Source organism: Pantoea sp. JZ29 (assembly GCF_035190385.1).
Taxonomy (GTDB): Bacteria; Pseudomonadota; Gammaproteobacteria; order Enterobacterales; family Enterobacteriaceae; genus Pantoea; species Pantoea stewartii.
This window is the reverse complement of sequence record NZ_CP045241.1, coordinates 300,552-315,958: the sequence shown is the minus strand read 5'-3', so window position 1 is coordinate 315,958 and position 15,407 is coordinate 300,552. Positions and strand designations below refer to the sequence as shown.

At 52.3% G+C, this 15,407-nt stretch carries 15 protein-coding genes; 8 read left to right on the top strand and 7 right to left on the bottom strand.

The genetic code is table 11. From position 1 onward, the window contains the following. Positions 1-91: 91 nt before the first annotated feature. The gene (locus GC090_RS01460) at positions 92-310 is read right to left on the bottom strand and encodes a hypothetical protein (RefSeq protein ID WP_324020717.1); all 219 of its coding nucleotides are present in this window, start codon (positions 308-310) and stop codon (positions 92-94) included. A gap of 112 nt (positions 311-422) precedes the next feature. On the opposite strand from GC090_RS01460, the gene GC090_RS01455 reads away from it, so the two are divergent. Next, complete coding sequence (locus tag GC090_RS01455) at positions 423-1,802, top strand: nucleobase:cation symporter-2 family protein (protein WP_172913578.1); 1,380 nt, start codon at positions 423-425, stop codon at positions 1,800-1,802. Positions 1,803-2,030: 228 nt separating this feature from the next. Then, positions 2,031-3,086, top strand: a complete 1,056-nt coding sequence (locus GC090_RS01450; RefSeq protein WP_164482674.1) for an AI-2E family transporter — start codon at positions 2,031-2,033, stop codon at positions 3,084-3,086. On the opposite strand, the gene GC090_RS01445 is transcribed toward GC090_RS01450, so the two are convergent. Then, positions 3,075-3,758: a FadR/GntR family transcriptional regulator gene (locus GC090_RS01445; protein WP_324020715.1), complete on the bottom strand. Its 684-nt coding sequence runs from the start codon at positions 3,756-3,758 to the stop codon at positions 3,075-3,077. The genes GC090_RS01450 and GC090_RS01445 overlap by 12 nt on opposite strands. A gap of 147 nt (positions 3,759-3,905) precedes the next feature. Between GC090_RS01445 and uxuA the strand changes: the two genes are divergently transcribed. Both uxuA and GC090_RS01435 read left to right on the top strand, forming a co-directional pair. Further along, the gene (gene uxuA, locus GC090_RS01440; RefSeq protein WP_164482675.1) at positions 3,906-5,090 is read left to right on the top strand and encodes a mannonate dehydratase; all 1,185 of its coding nucleotides are present in this window, start codon (positions 3,906-3,908) and stop codon (positions 5,088-5,090) included. Between the two features lie 396 nt (positions 5,091-5,486). Continuing rightward, positions 5,487-7,067: an EAL domain-containing protein gene (locus GC090_RS01435; RefSeq protein ID WP_054632928.1), complete on the top strand. Its 1,581-nt coding sequence runs from the start codon at positions 5,487-5,489 to the stop codon at positions 7,065-7,067. A 53-nt stretch (positions 7,068-7,120) separates the two neighbouring features. Here GC090_RS01435 and GC090_RS01430 read toward each other — a convergent pair whose 3' ends face one another. Beyond that, positions 7,121-7,489, bottom strand: a complete 369-nt coding sequence (locus GC090_RS01430) for a hypothetical protein (protein WP_226376310.1) — start codon at positions 7,487-7,489, stop codon at positions 7,121-7,123. A 439-nt stretch (positions 7,490-7,928) separates the two neighbouring features. Between GC090_RS01430 and proP the strand changes: the two genes are divergently transcribed. From proP to GC090_RS01415, 3 genes are all read left to right on the top strand, one after another. Next, positions 7,929-9,434: a glycine betaine/L-proline transporter ProP gene (gene proP, locus GC090_RS01425; RefSeq protein ID WP_006121078.1), complete on the top strand. Its 1,506-nt coding sequence runs from the start codon at positions 7,929-7,931 to the stop codon at positions 9,432-9,434. A gap of 128 nt (positions 9,435-9,562) precedes the next feature. Continuing rightward, positions 9,563-10,540 (top strand): porphobilinogen synthase, encoded by a 978-nt coding sequence (gene hemB, locus GC090_RS01420; protein WP_006121079.1) that lies wholly within the window; start codon positions 9,563-9,565, stop codon positions 10,538-10,540. A gap of 286 nt (positions 10,541-10,826) precedes the next feature. Further along, the gene (locus GC090_RS01415; protein WP_054686856.1) at positions 10,827-11,303 is read left to right on the top strand and encodes a helix-turn-helix domain-containing protein; all 477 of its coding nucleotides are present in this window, start codon (positions 10,827-10,829) and stop codon (positions 11,301-11,303) included. A 9-nt stretch (positions 11,304-11,312) separates the two neighbouring features. Here GC090_RS01415 and GC090_RS01410 read toward each other — a convergent pair whose 3' ends face one another. From GC090_RS01410 to GC090_RS01395, 4 genes are all read right to left on the bottom strand, one after another. Beyond that, positions 11,313-11,969, bottom strand: coding sequence for an epoxyqueuosine reductase QueH (locus GC090_RS01410; RefSeq protein ID WP_006121081.1), 657 nt, complete (start codon positions 11,967-11,969; stop codon positions 11,313-11,315). A 124-nt stretch (positions 11,970-12,093) separates the two neighbouring features. Continuing rightward, positions 12,094-12,774: an SDR family oxidoreductase gene (locus GC090_RS01405; RefSeq protein WP_033738243.1), complete on the bottom strand. Its 681-nt coding sequence runs from the start codon at positions 12,772-12,774 to the stop codon at positions 12,094-12,096. A 132-nt stretch (positions 12,775-12,906) separates the two neighbouring features. Continuing rightward, complete coding sequence (locus tag GC090_RS01400; protein ID WP_006121083.1) at positions 12,907-13,728, bottom strand: hypothetical protein; 822 nt, start codon at positions 13,726-13,728, stop codon at positions 12,907-12,909. Position 13,729: 1 nt separating this feature from the next. Next, positions 13,730-13,927 (bottom strand): hypothetical protein, encoded by a 198-nt coding sequence (locus tag GC090_RS01395; protein WP_033738245.1) that lies wholly within the window; start codon positions 13,925-13,927, stop codon positions 13,730-13,732. A 609-nt stretch (positions 13,928-14,536) separates the two neighbouring features. On the opposite strand from GC090_RS01395, the gene GC090_RS01390 reads away from it, so the two are divergent. Further along, positions 14,537-15,403 (top strand): MurR/RpiR family transcriptional regulator, encoded by an 867-nt coding sequence (locus GC090_RS01390; protein ID WP_006121084.1) that lies wholly within the window; start codon positions 14,537-14,539, stop codon positions 15,401-15,403. Positions 15,404-15,407: the final 4 nt, after the last annotated feature.

The window sequence follows — 15,407 nt, the reverse complement described above, 5'->3', positions numbered from 1 at the left end:
CCCATGACATTGTCGCTTCAGGGCGTTTTAACGCCTTTGCGGGATGAAAGGTTTTCGGCCTGACGGCATTAAGCAGCCCGGATATGTTTCATCAATTTAAAATATGAAATATACATTTCTTTTTGCTGAGAGTCGGCCAGAAAAATGGCTGCTGGCCATGAGGACAGGTGTCTGGTGAAAAAACATCACTACGCACTAACGCAGTGCAAAAAAGGGCGTTAATCGTCATTTCATGAACCAATAATTTCTTCACTGCCCCATCAGGAATCATGTGTTTCACTTTCCCTGGGCGAGCAACACGTTTTATCACAACATTATCCCTATGATTTTAAAGGCATTGATAGCAGAGGAACGTTTATCAGATAAACCTGGCCTGCTTTATGCAACATCCGGTGACTTCCCCGCACTGAGATGAGATAACCGTGTCTGACGAAAAAAACAGTGGCTTACTGTACGGCCTTGATCAGCGAATTCCGCCTGTGCAGGCTTTTTTTAGCGCATCGCAGCATGTACTGGCAGGTCTGGTCGGGATTATCACGCCGCCTTTGCTGATTGGCACCGCGCTTGGTCTGGAAGCCTGGCTTCCGTATTTAATTAGTATGTCGCTCCTTGCTTCGGGCATCGGCACCTTTCTGCAGTCAAATCGCGTGTGGGGCGTGGGCGCGGGCATGATATGCATGCAGGGCACCAGCTTTGCTTTTCTCGGCGTCGCCATTTCAGGTGGCCTGTGGGTCAAAGCCCAGGGCGGCAGCCCTGAGGACATTATGGCGATGCTGTTTGGCGTCAACGCCGTGGCCGCGCTGGTTCCGGTTATCGTCAGCCGCTTTATTGATACCTTAAAACGGGTCTTTACGCCGGTCGTGACGGGAAGCGTGATTGCGTTAATCGGTATCAGCCTGATTAAGGTCAGCGTGATTAACTGGTGCGGCGGTCAGAATGCACAGGATTTTGCCAGCCTTAGCAACCTCGCCCTGGGGGCCTTGACGCTTGGCGTGATCGTGCTGCTGAGCTGTTCGGGGAACCGCTGGCTGCGTCTGTCATCCATCGTGGTCGGCATTCTCACCGGCTGCATCGCGGCGGCACTGAGCGGCAAATTTCAGGTGCATGGTTTGGGGGACAGCCTGTTTCGCCTGCCCGCGCTGTTTCCGTTTGGCTTTCACTTCAACAGCAGTCTTTTTGTGCCTGTGGTGCTGGTTTCACTGGTCTGCATCATTGAGGCGGTAGGCGATCTTACCGCAAACCACCTGATCTCCGGTAAGTCGATTACGGATAAAGCGTTCAGTGCGCGCCTGAAAGGCGGCATTCTGGCTGACGGACTGAGTTGTATGATTGCCGCCATGCTGAGTGCCTTTCCAAATACCACCTTTGCGCAAAACAACGGCGTCATACAGATGACCGGTGTGGCAAGCCGTTTTGTTGGCCGCTATATCGGTGTGATGCTGATTTTACTGGCTCTGTTTCCGCCGTTTAGCGAAGCGTTGCGTCAGATTCCCACGCCCGTCCTGGGTGGCGCGACCATGGTGATGTTTGGCTGCGTGGTAACGGCCGGCATTCGTATTCTCAGCCAGACCGCGCTGACGCGCAGAGAGATGCTGATTGTCGGCCTGGCCTTCAGCTTCGGCTTAGGGATTGAGTCCGTGCCTGCTGCCCTTTCCCATCTGCCGCCCCTGTTTGCAAACCTGTTTGGTTCAGCCGCCACCAGCGGCGGGATTGTTGCCATCGTGCTGAATATTCTGATTCCCGGCGGGCAGGAGACGGTGCCACAGGACGCCACGAAAGAGGAATCTGCGCCCTCAGTGTAAGGCGGCGGCAGGCGGTCGCCTGCGTCGTTTCATTGCGGCGGCATCGCTGTTGACAGCATATCGCCGTGACAGTCGCCATTGTCCGCCGCGGCATCAGGACGCTTAACACCCTTTCGCGTCCTGTTTCCCGTCACCGTCTCGCCTCGCTTATCCTTTTCCTCAACGAATCCGCTTCTGATTTTTCCTTCAACTACACTTCAATCAGTTATTTATGCGTAGAGAGAACGAATGAACGGGTTGCAGCAGGAAAGAATTGGACAAAATATCTTAATCAAACTGGCGATGTTAGTGATTATCCTTGCCGGGATAAGAGCCGCTTCCGATATTCTGGTGCCGTTACTCCTGGCGGCGTTTTTTGCCATTGTGTTGAATCCCTTAGTCACGATACTGATGCGGCGCGGACTGCGGCGCGGGATGGCGATTACGCTGGTGATCACGGTCATTTTTGCTGTGATTTTGCTGCTGGGGGCCGTACTGGCCAGCTCAATGAGTGAATTTTACGATCTCTATCCTCAACTGCGCACCATCATGGAAAAGAAAATGCTGGTCGTTCAGCATCTGGCGGCCAGCATTCATCTGAATGTCTCTACCGATGCGCTGGTTCAGCGCTTCGATCCCAACACATTGATGAATCTGGCCAGCGTGGCGCTGAGTGGTTTTTCCGGCGCAATGACCAATACTGTCCTGTTGATCCTTACCGTCGTCTTTATGCTGTTTGAAGTGCACCACCTGCCTTACAAAATGCGCAACTCGTTTGTGAACCCCAAAATTCGTATTGCGGGTTTACACAAAGCGCTTAAAGGCGTGACGCATTACCTGGCATTAAAAACGCTGATCAGCCTGATTACCGGTATCTCGGTCTGGCTGACGCTGTACCTGCTGGATGTGAAATTTGCATTACTGTGGGGCGTGGTAGCCTTTATCCTGAATTTTATTCCCAATATCGGGCCGATTATCGCCGGTATTCCCCCTTTCCTGCAGGCACTGTTGCTGAACAGTGTGTTTGACGCGGCGATGGTGGCGGCGCTGTTTACCGCCATTCATATGGTGTTTGGCAATATGTTAGAGCCGCGCATCATGGGGCGCGGACTGGGATTGTCGACACTGGTGGTCTTTCTGTCCTTGATCTTCTGGGGCTGGCTGTTGGGTCCGGTCGGTATGCTGCTCTCCGTACCGCTGACCAGCATTACAAAAATTTTGATGGAAACCACGCCAGGCGGAAGCCGGCTGGCAATCATGCTGGGCACCGGACGTCCTAAACCTGCCCGGCTGCTAACCAAGTAAACGCTGCTGCACATGCTGCAGATGCGCTCTCATCGCAGCCTGTGCAGCCTGCTCATCTCCCCCGACAATGGCATCTGCAATGCACTGATGGTCGGCGTTCATTTCGTCAGCAAAGGTATTGTCGGCATAATGGCGTTCCAGCCGACGAAAATGCGCGCTGTCGCGTTTGTTCCACAGGTTTTCCATCATCTCCCGCAGCAGATCGTTACCGCTCATCTCGCTAATCAAAAGATGAAAGGCTTTATCCTGTTCTATAAACGCCGCATCGTTTTCATTAAATTGCTGGAGGCTGATGCTCATCGCCATGAGCCGCTCACGTTGCGCCTCACTGCCGTTACGCGCCGCCATTCCTGCCAGCAGACTTTCATAGGCTTCGCGCGCCTGTAAAAGATCCTGCAGGCTGAAATGTTCGGTGTCTTTGACCGCTGAGGGCTGAGGCAGGGTTTGGGCGACAAATACGCCCGTTCCGGTCTGGATAGTGACGTAGCCCGTCATCTCAAGCGCAATCAGCGCTTCACGCACGGACGAGCGACTGACGCCCAACTGCTTTGCCAGCTCTCGCTCCGGTGGCAACGCACCGCCGGGTACGAAATCCCCACGCTGAATGCCCGCGATAATGGCATTGGCGATCTGTCGATAAAGTCGTTCAGTTTTCAGTACCGGTAGCACCATCACCTTCTCCTGTTATGGCCGTCTTTGCAGAATCCAGCCGGACGTATTTACTATGCTGCGATCCGGATCACGGCCTTAATTTACGCGCTAATTTACTCTTGGTCCAGCGGCCTGACCACTGGGCCACCCGTTCATCAAGGAGTAATAATGGAACATACATGGCGCTGGTACGGCCCCAACGATCCTGTTTCACTGGACGATGCTCGCCAGGCAGGTGCAACCGGTATTGTTACGGCACTTCATCACATCCCAAACGGCGACGTGTGGCCCGTAGCCGAAATCAAAGCGCGTCAGGCGCTACTGGCGGAAAAAGGACTCACCTGGTCTGTTGTTGAAAGCATTCCCGTTCACGAATCCATTAAAACGCAACGGGGCGATTATTCGCGCTATATCGCCAACTATCAGCAGTCGATTCGTAATCTGGCCGCCTGCGGGATCGATACCGTGTGCTACAACTTTATGCCGGTGCTTGACTGGACGCGTACCGATCTGGCCTGGACCTTGCCGGATGGGGCGAAAGCGTTGCGGTTTGACGCCGATGCGTTTGCTGCGTTTGAACTGTACCTGTTAAAACGTCCCGGTGCGGAAAAAGAATACAGCCCCGCCGAGCAGCAGGCCGCTGCTGCCTGTTTTGCCGCGATGAACGAAGAAGAGAAAGCCACGCTGGTGCGCAACATCATTGCGGGCTTACCCGGTGCGGAAGAAGGCTACACGCTTGAACAGTTCCAGGCCCAGCTGGCCCAATATGATGGCATTGATAAAGCCAGACTGCGCGAGCATATGGCCACCTTCCTGCGGGCTATTGTGCCAGTGGCAGAAGAGGTGGGCATCAAACTGGCGGTACATCCCGACGATCCGCCGCGTCCTATTCTTGGCCTGCCGCGCATTGTCTCCACCCAGGAGGATATGCAGTGGCTGAAAGAGACTGTCGACAGCCTGCATAACGGATTCTGCTTCTGTACAGGATCGTACGGCGTTCGCGAGGATAACCCACTGGTTACGATGGCCGAAACCTTTGCCGATCGTATTAACTTCGTGCATTTACGCGCCACAAAACGCGAAGCAAACCCCAACAGCTTCCACGAAGCCGCTCATCTGGCGGGAGACGTTGATATGGTTGGCGTCATCAAAGTCATTCTGGCTGAGGAGCAGCGCCGTCGTCGTGCAGGCAATCTACGCGCTATTCCTATGCGTCCCGATCACGGTCATCAGATGCTGGACGATTTGCACAAGCGCACCAATCCGGGCTATTCAGCAATCGGCAGGCTCAAGGGGCTGGCCGAGCTGCGTGGCGTAGAAGTCGCGCTGAAGCAAATCTACTTTCAGGATTAGCCCACCACGGTGCCGCTGGAGGGACGTGCCAGACCAGAAGCCATCGTGTTCGGTTGAGCCGCCGCATGTGGTCCGTGCCTGCGGCGTCAACGCCCTTTTGCTTTCTCCACCGCGCGGGGACATTCTTTTGCCCCGCGCGCACGGCTTGCCTGCCGGCCACAGGAACACTTAGCAGAAAATGTGAGTATTCACTTTCATCAGTACACTCTGTCATATGCCGTCTTTCACCCAATCCGGGCATGAATTTTCTGTCAATAAATTATGGACGAGGCCGATAATGACGATTATCGGAGGCAAAGGATATCCGACCGTTCACCCGTGGTGTGAACTGGCGTGCTATGCTGAATAAACCCTTAGCACCGCTCAAAAACATGATTACAATTCAGAGGTTATACGGTGCCGCTGATTAAAGAAAAACCGGCCCATACCAGGCTACTTATCGTCTTTGCTGGCGTCCTGCCACTCCTTCTGGGACTGTTTTTTTGTGCCATTGATGCGCGTCAAACTGTGCGCGAGCAACAGATCAACACGGCAGCGACTTTACTGTCTCAGGCAGAAAAAATCAGCGACAACGCCTGGAGCATGATTGCCTGGCTTCGGCAGTACGAGGAGCAGCCCTGCGAGCAAATTGAGCATGCATTGCGGCTTAACGGCACGCTTTATCCCTATTTTCGTGGCCTGGGCACGCTGGAAAACGATGTGATCACCTGCTCTTCGGCTTACGGTAATAAACCCTCAACCCTGAAAGCGATGATTGGCGTAACGCCGCCGGTGGCGCGCAAAGACGGGTGGAGTTTGTCTCTGCGCGGCTCCTACAGCGTACCCGACCGGCCCGCCGTCATCTTTGTGCGTAACCTTACCGCAGGCAGAGCCGTCTGGGTAATGGTGGAAGGGCAATATCTCATCGATTTTATGAGTGCGTTAGGGAGCACGCACGATTATCAGATCACGATGCGCTTCAGTGACGGTGCGTCAATTGTGTCAGGTGAACATGATTTTACCGGAGATACCGGGCCTTCTCCTCAACTTTATCGCGCCACGTCATCGCGCTATCCCATCAGCGTAACGCTACTGGCACCGGGCACAGAACGCATAAAAGCACTGAAACAGTTGTTGCTCCTGATTATGCCTTTTGCTTCCGTGTTTTCCGTTTTGTTGATGATTCTCACGGCATCATGGCTACGCCGGCGATTTTCATGGGCAGATGACATTCGTCGCGCCATTCGTTCCGGGCAGTTCAGCGTGCACTATCAGCCCACCTACAGCTATGCGCTTAAACGCTGCACCGGCGCAGAAGCCCTTTTGCGCTGGACGCTGCCCAATGGTGACAGCGTACGTCCCGATACCTTCATCAGCGCGGCGGAAGCCGAGGGAATGATCATTCCCGTTACCCGCCATTTAATGGATTTAATCGTTGAAGACGCGCGGCAGTGGAAAACGAATCCCGGTTTTCATCTGGCAATTAACGTGGCCGCCGACCATCTTCAGCATCCAGACTTCGTCGATGAGATGCTGAGCTTCGCGGAAAAGATGGCAGTAACGGAATTCAACCTTACTCTGGAGCTGACCGAACGAAGCCTGATTAAGGAAGGTAACGTGGTGGCGGACAAACTGGAAAGATTGCGTGCGGCGGGGATGAAAGTCGCGATTGATGACTTCGGAACCGGCCATTGCTCGCTCAGTTATCTGCAAACTTTCGCGCTGGACTATCTCAAAATCGATCGGGGCTTTATTAATGCCATTGAATCACTGGATGGCGAAACGCCTGTGCTGGACGCCATTATCAGCCTGAGCCACAAGCTTAAGCTACAGGTATTAGGTGAAGGTGTTGAAACTGCACTGCAATTCCACTACCTGCAACAGCACGGCGTGACCTTCGTGCAAGGCTATTTTTATGCCCGCCCTATGGAAAACAGCGCCTTCATTGCATGGATGGAAAAATATGGTCATTTGCCAGTGCCTCCTGAAGCGCTCTAGAGCACATCAGGTCACCATCGGATGACAACAGCACGAGATGATTTTGTAGGGATTTAGCGCCGTTTACGTGCCGCGCGCAATGCGACGGCTACCGTTTCTTCCTGCTGGCAGACAGACAGGCCTTCACAGGGCCGACGGGTTCGCTGACTTAGCCGCTGTAGCGTTGGCACCGACTGCTGGAGTAACTGCTGGCATTCTTCATATGCCGAGCACTGCTTCCCCGTTGTCGTCGACGTGATAAGCGTTTCGCTCAGCTTTGTCAGTCGGTTTATCCAGCGTTTCCCCCGACAGCGAAACCAACCCGGCGCAGAGTCCATCTGTGTCCTCTCGCCGCGCTGCCGGTCAGCGGACAACAGAGTGGCAGGATAGATTAATTTTTTTTCCACACTATCGATGAGCGCCACCCAGGGATTTTGGCTCATGGCGATATCCTCCTTGACAATTTCTATCCAAATCAAGGGGGATGAGTATTACTGAAGGGAATTGATTAGGCAAGCCTCAACAGTCAACACGAAAAATCATAAGTAATTTTAACCTGTAATGCGTCAGAGCGCATTTTCACTTGCGATCGGCACGTATCGTTACCAGGCAATCGCGTTCGCCTGCTTCTTTTTTTAGCCAGTAAGACTGGTGTAAACACAAGGCAGAGTTGGTCACTTTCAGGCCAAACATGACAAATATCACACAAAAACGTTATACTCTGCGGTCGATGAAATGAATCACGGCAGTTTTCGTTGTATTTATACGTCGACAGATAATGCTGTTTTACGGCTATGCTTAAATTTCCTCAACGCAGCGGTCTGAACGCTGTGGTCGGTTCGCGCCGTTGAGGACTTTCATGTTCCATTACAGGGTAATTCTATGAAATTGCGTAGGAAGCGTGTAAAACCGATTGGGATCGATGATGTGACCATCATTGATGATGCCCGTTTACGAAAAGCCATTACCGCCGCGTCGTTGGGTAACGCCATGGAGTGGTTTGATTTTGGTGTTTATGGCTTTGTGGCTTATGCCTTAGGTAAAGTCTTTTTTCCGGATGCCTCACCGGGCATTCAAATGATTGCCGCCCTGGCAACGTTCTCTGTTCCTTTTCTGATTCGTCCTCTGGGTGGCCTGTTCTTTGGCATGCTGGGTGATAAATATGGCCGTCAGAAAATACTGTCCATTACCATTGTCATTATGTCGGTCAGTACGTTCTGTATTGGTCTGATTCCCTCTTACGCCTCCATCGGCATCTGGGCACCGATTTTGCTGCTGTTGGCCAAAATGGCGCAGGGCTTTTCCGTCGGCGGGGAATATACCGGCGCATCGATTTTCGTGGCGGAGTATTCACCGGACCGCAAACGTGGCTTTATGGGAAGCTGGCTCGACTTCGGTTCTATTGCCGGTTTTGTGCTGGGTGCGGGCGTTGTCGTCCTGATCTCGACCATTATTGGCGAAGAGAACTTCCTTGAGTGGGGCTGGCGTCTTCCTTTCTTCCTGGCCTTGCCGTTGGGCATTATTGGTTTATATCTGCGTCATGCGCTGGAAGAAACGCCAGCATTCCAGCAGCACGTTGATAAGCTGGAACAGGGGGATCGCGAAGGCCTGCGTGATGGTCCGAAAGTCTCTTTCAAAGAGATCGCCACCAAACACTGGCGCAGCCTGTTAGCCTGTATCGGCCTGGTCATTGCGACCAACGTGACCTACTACATGCTGCTCACCTACATGCCAAGTTATCTGTCACACAACCTGCATTACTCGGAAGATCATGGCGTGCTGATCATCATCGCCATCATGATGGGGATGCTGTTTGTGCAGCCGGTAATGGGCATGCTGAGCGACCGTTTTGGCCGCCGTCCGTTTGTGATTCTGGGCAGTATTGCGTTGATGGTTTTTGCTATTCCCGCCTTTATGATGATCAACAGCGGCGTGCTGGGAATGATTTTTGCCGGACTGCTACTACTGGCGGTAATCCTGAATGCCTTTACGGGTGTGATGGCATCGTCTCTGCCTGCAATGTTCCCTACGCATATTCGTTATAGCGCCTTAGCCAGCGCCTTCAATATTTCGGTATTGATTGCCGGTCTGACGCCAACGGCCGCGGCCTGGCTGGTCGAAGCGACCAACAACCTCTACATGCCCGCGTACTATCTGATGGTCGTGGCGGTGGTCGGTCTGATTACCGGTCTTTACATGAAAGAGACCGCGAATAAGCCGCTGAAAGGGGCGACGCCTGCCGCATCAGATTTAGAAGAGGCGCGCGAAATCCTTCAGGAACACCACGATAACATCGAACAGAAAATCGAAGATATCGACGCAGAAATTGCCCGTCTCGAAGCGAAACGTAAAAATCTGGTGCAGCAGCACCCGGACATTAACGAGTAAGCTCCCCCGTCTCCCGCCTTGTGGCGGGAGACGTTTTATTCTCTCAGCGCACCGCACACAAACCTTCATCGCCTGCTCTTAATCGGAGTAGACTGTCCGTCTTATTTGAATTAGCTACGTGAGTAACTATGTCTGATTTTTCCCTTACCCAACGTCCCAGAAGATTGCGCGCCAGCGCATCCATGCGTGCAATGTTTCAGGAGTCCACCCTCAGTATCAACGACCTGGCTTTACCCATTTTTGTTGAGGAAGGCGTTGATGACTATAAAGACATTCAGGCTATGCCAGGCGTAAGGCGTATCCCGGAAAAACGTCTGGCCCACGAGATTGAACGTATCGCCAGGGCAGGCATCCGCTCCGTGATGACCTTCGGGATTTCTCATCATACCGACGCGACCGGCAGCGATGCCTGGAATGAAAACGGCCTGGTCGCACGGATGTCGCGCATTTGCAAAGATACCGTGCCTGAAATGATTGTGATGTCGGATACCTGCTTCTGTGAATACACCAGCCACGGCCACTGCGGCGTGCTGTGCGATCACGGCGTGGATAACGACGCAACCCTTATTAACCTGGGTAAGCAGGCCGTTGTCGCGGCAGCGGCAGGCGCTGACTTTATCGCGCCCTCGGCCGCGATGGATGGTCAGGTGCAGGCTATCCGCCAGGCACTGGATGCTGCGGGCTTTACGCAAACGGCGATTATGTCTTATTCCACCAAATTTGCGTCATCCTTCTACGGCCCGTTCCGTGAAGCCGCCGGAACCGCGCTGAAAGGCGATCGCAAAACGTATCAGATGAACCCCATGAATCGCCGCGAGGCCATTCGCGAATCACTGATTGATGCCGCCGAAGGTGCCGATTCGCTGATGGTGAAACCGGCTGGCGCCTATCTGGACATCCTGCGCGACATTCGTGAACGCACTGAGCTTCCCCTGGCGGCTTATCAGGTCAGCGGTGAATATGCGATGATTAAATTTGCCGCGCAGGCCGGCGCGATTGATGAACGTAACGTGGTGCTTGAGAGCCTGGGGGCCATTAAACGTGCGGGTGCCGATCTGATCTTCAGTTATTTTGCGCTCGACCTGGCGGAGCAAAATCTGCTGTAGGCAGTCGTTCTCTGCGATGCGACAACGTGTCGCAGAGAGGTCTGTTTTAACTTTGCTCAGGGTGACATTTTACTTGCGGCATGGTAACGTTATGTAATAGTATCACAAAGTCACCCCTCCCACCTTTGCAACAAATAATATACATATCACGCATAAATATAATTGCTCATCATGTTATTTCACATTCCTGGAAATAACCATGCACTTCCTTGAGAATCTTTACGTAACGCCTATTTTGAGAAACATATGTTAATTTAAAATCATCCTCATTATTTAAGGGGGTGTTATGAATGAGAACAAATACAATGAGAGCGTAATTATTTCTGTTACTGAATGGATTAATGAAAATCTCGATCAGCGATTAAGCATTGATGATATTGCGGAAAAGGCGGGCTATTCAAAATGGTATCTGCAGAAGTTATTTTCCCGCTATAACGATGAAACGCTTGCACGCTATATTCGCAAGAAGAAATTAATATCCTGTATTAACGATCTCAAAAACAGCCGTACACCTATTATCAACCTGGCCGTTAAATACCATTTTGAAAGCCAACAATCTTTTACGCGCTCGTTTAAACAGATGATGGGCTGTACGCCCAGCGTTTGCCGCAAAAGACAAATGAAAGGGGGAACGGACAGCGCCACGTCCACCGGTGCGCATCCCTGTAGTCTCTGCATACGGACGCCGAAAAAGACAAAAAAGCCGGTTTACAGCGGAATAAATGACACCCGGAGCAGCGACGATTTAGTCCGCTTTTTTTAAATACAGGCGTTACTCGTCCGGCTTATAATATTGCACGCCAATCTGAATTCGCTCTCGCCCGTTGGCAACACGATGACGATTGGTATCGCGTAATGAGTAAATACATCCGCAGTACTCTTGCTGATAAAAGCTTTCGCGCTTACTGATTTCGATCATACGCGCCGAGCCGCCGCCTTTGCGCCAGTTAAATTCCCAGTAGGTCAAATCGGGATATTTTGCCGCCGCACGGACACCGCAGTCATTAATCTGCTGCATGTTCTTCCAACGGGAAATCCCCAGACAACTGGTGATAACAGGAAAACCATTTTCATGCGCATAGAGCGCCGTACGCTCAAAACGCATATCGAAGCACATGGTGCATCGCTCACCACGCTCAGGCTCCCATTCCATGCCTTTGGCCCGTTTAAACCAGTCGTCACGATCGTAATCTGCATCGACAAAAGGCACATTAAACTTTTCAGCAAAGCGGATATTCTCCTCTTTACGCAGTTCGTACTCTTTAAGCGGATGAATATTCGGGTTATAGAAATAGATCGTGTATTCAATGCCGGAGGCCAGCATGGCTTCCATGACTTCCCCTGAACAGGGCGCACAGCAGGAGTGCAGAAGCACTTTTTTGTGTCCACCGGGCAACGGTAGCGGTTGACGCTGATAGGGCTGAGACATAAGCACCTTCAATCAATGAAATAAAAAAGGCAGTGTAATGCCGGGACAGGTCTGTTGCAAAACTTCAGTGTATCGGATCGCCCCTGCCTGTAGTGAAGGCCTGAGGGCGAATTCCTTTACGCCATTACCATTGCAGCGTTTTTCCCGCGTAGTCCACATAGTGGTGACCACCTCGCCCCTGAAACATCGTCAACTGCGTGAAGATCCCTTCCGCGCTTTTTTCAGCCGTAAGGGGGGCCTTATCGCCGCCCATATCCGTTTTCACCCAGCCGGGATGCAGCGTTAACAGCGTGCCATTCTGCGCTTCTACCCCTCTGGCAAGGGAACGGGTCAACATATTGAGCGCCGCTTTACTGGCCGAATACAGAGGAGCGTCCGCGCTGCGGTTCTCATTCAGGCTGGCAAGCTGCGAAGACGTTAACGCAATCACGCCCTTTTGCTGATTCAGCAACGGCAGCAAAATCTCAGCGCAACGTACCGGCGCGACGGCATTGGTCAGGAACAGCTGCATCAGTTCGCTGTCATCCGTCTCGGCCAACTTTTGATGCGCTGGCCCGTAAACGCCTGCATTAATCAAAATGGCGTCATAAGGCTCTCCACTCAGCTGGACCGCAACGTGTTTAACCGCGTCGGTATCCGTTATATCCACTTGATGCCAGTCAACCTCAGGGTGCTCGCCTTGTGGCGGAATAGCACTACGGTAAGTGGCCGTCACCTGCCAGTGATGGGCTACAAACGCGTTAACCACGGCGAGTCCGATGCCGCGCGACGCGCCGATAACTAAGATTTTCCCCTGATGAGCCATAGGATTGTCCTCGTTGATGAAGTCAGTAAGCAGAGTAGAGGCGGGTTAGCGCACGCACTGTATTATACAGGCTGTTTTGTGCGGATACCGCCGCTCCGACCCTGCTGTGTGTCCTGATACGCCCTGCCTGGGTTATTCAATTTGCTGATCAGGCGGCGAAGATTTGTTGCCATCCCGGCTCTTTTCCACACTCTGCGGATGATCTTCTCCCATTGCCAGGGCTGTCGCGCTGGCGGGATCGAACAATGAGAAGCTCTCGATCTGGTCCAGCATGATCACTTTGCGAAACGCCATGGCATTTTTGGGTTCTGAATCCAGCGTGATGCCGTGCTCGGCGTACCAGCTACTGTAATTATGTTCGACCGCCAGCTTTAATGTATGGCTGTCGCGATAACCGCTCAGCATCGGAATGAGCACGATATTGGCGGTGCTTTCATATTCAAAAGTTGCCGCATGCACCATGCCTATGTAGATGCGTCGCGATTTTAGCGTGATCCATGCCAGTTCCCCCTCCTCCATGCACTGGAAAAGCATCTGCTCGACGCCGTTAGAACGGGAGAGTTTTTGATAGAGGTCTTTTCGGCCAGAGACATTCAGCCGTGCGCTGCCCGCCCAGTTCGAGCGATAAAGGCAAAACAGAATGGCGAAGGTCAGCATAATGACTACCGGTGCCTGAATACCTAAAAAGCTCCAGTTCATAAACTTCATTTGCAGCTGAAGATGATCGCCGGGGAAAATATAAAGCGCGTTGGAAACGGAGGAAATAATAAATAAGACAAACCAAATAAATGCGGTGGCAAAAACCCCCTGAAGCACGAATATACAACCGTATAACGCCACCAGAAAATAGACATCCCAGCCTGAGGTACGGCGCATTTTGAAACGGCTGGAAAGATCCCGACTGGTGTACCAGTAACCACTTACCATCAATACCATAAAAATCGCGGTACCCACCTCAGACTCCTTTTAAGCTATTGACGTGCCGGTTGAAATCCTCCTTTACTTCCTCACTGAGGATATTGACCGCGGCGTTACCGTTTTCATCGATAATAATGCGCTCACCATCGGCAATGGAGTCGTTTATGTCCTGGCGGCTCATTATCTGGAGGAATTTATCCGGGCTGGCGAACAAGGAACGAACAAAGCTGATCATGACAGGTCACTTACTGAGTTAAAAAACACAAGTATGTGACCGAATTGGCTTTGCTGCCATTTTATTGCCGGTAAACATTCTTAAAAGCCTGATTAACGAAGCGGTAAATGTTGCTGATTTTTTCGCGTTCTGCTCTCCCCCTTTATAAAAGATGGCGAAACGCATTCATTCATCCCTGACGATGATGCCCTTCTTAACGCAATCCGGTCTGCCCGATGCACGCCATAAAACGACAGTGCACAAACCGCTTTTGTCGCCTGATGGCAGCTCATCGCGGCGCTCGACAGCGCCGTGCATCGTACGCACCTTGTTGCCGGCCCCGACGTAAAGGATCGGCCACTCGCTCGTACGCGGAAAGAGGAACATCATTTCTTCAGTCTGGATCACATTACCGGGTTATTTTGTTGCACTAGTGTGATGCAAGTTTCAATTACGTTGCACCTCGATTGCGCTTAATTTATCGGCAGGCTATCAACTCCACCATTCCGTTGCACATAATCACCTGACGTGGCTGTTTTTTAACAGGCCAGGGCAAACTGGCATGCATTGTGCTTGTTACTTCAATAACAACATTGCGAGCAATGACAGCCAGGTAACATTGAGGACGACATGAGCGCTCACACCGAACTGCTGAAAAAAATCGAGGCTGCCATTAGCCAGCAAACGCCCAGCGAAAAACGGATAAGTTCGTGGCTGCTCAGCCATTCCGAACAAATCCCCTTTGAAACGGCGGACAGCATTGCCCAGGCGACCGGCACCAGCGGAATTACTGTCGGGCGTTATTTGCGCAAGCTGGGATTTAAAAATCTTGATGATGTGAAAAACCTGCTGCGCGATGTGCCGAATACGCCGTACAAGCAATGGGGCGTGATTGACCGTCTTGATTCATGGGAGCAGCAACGCACGCTGCCGGATCCGGCCAGTCAGTCATTACAAATGGAGTTAGAGGCTATCCGCTATGTCTACCAGCTGGCGCAGACGGAGACCTTTCGCCATATCAGCCAGCAAATAGCCGAGGCCGAAACCGTCATCGTGCTGGGGATTCAGTCCACCCGGGGCATCGCGAACACCTTCTTCAGTCATCTGGAATATCTGCGACCGCGCGTGACCTATGCCGATGGCAGCTCGGGCAGTTGGCTGGAGTCGCTGAACTCCGAGTCGTCAAAGCCTTACGTCATTCTTACGGATACGCGAGCCTATTCCACCGTAGCAAGACAGTTTTGTCGGGTCGCCACCGCACGTGGCGTGTCGATGGCGCTGGTTACCGATATCTGGTGTCCGTGGGCCCGGGATTATCCGGTGGATTTACTTCAGGTAAAAACGGACACCGCCAATTTTTGGGATTCACTGGCCCCCATCAGTTGCCTTTTCAACCTTCTGCTGTCTGCAGTCGTCGAACGCCTTGGCCCCGCGCTTTCTCAGCGCCTGGCACAAAACCGACTGTTGCAGCAGGAATTTGGTCAGTTTGAACATTGATAAA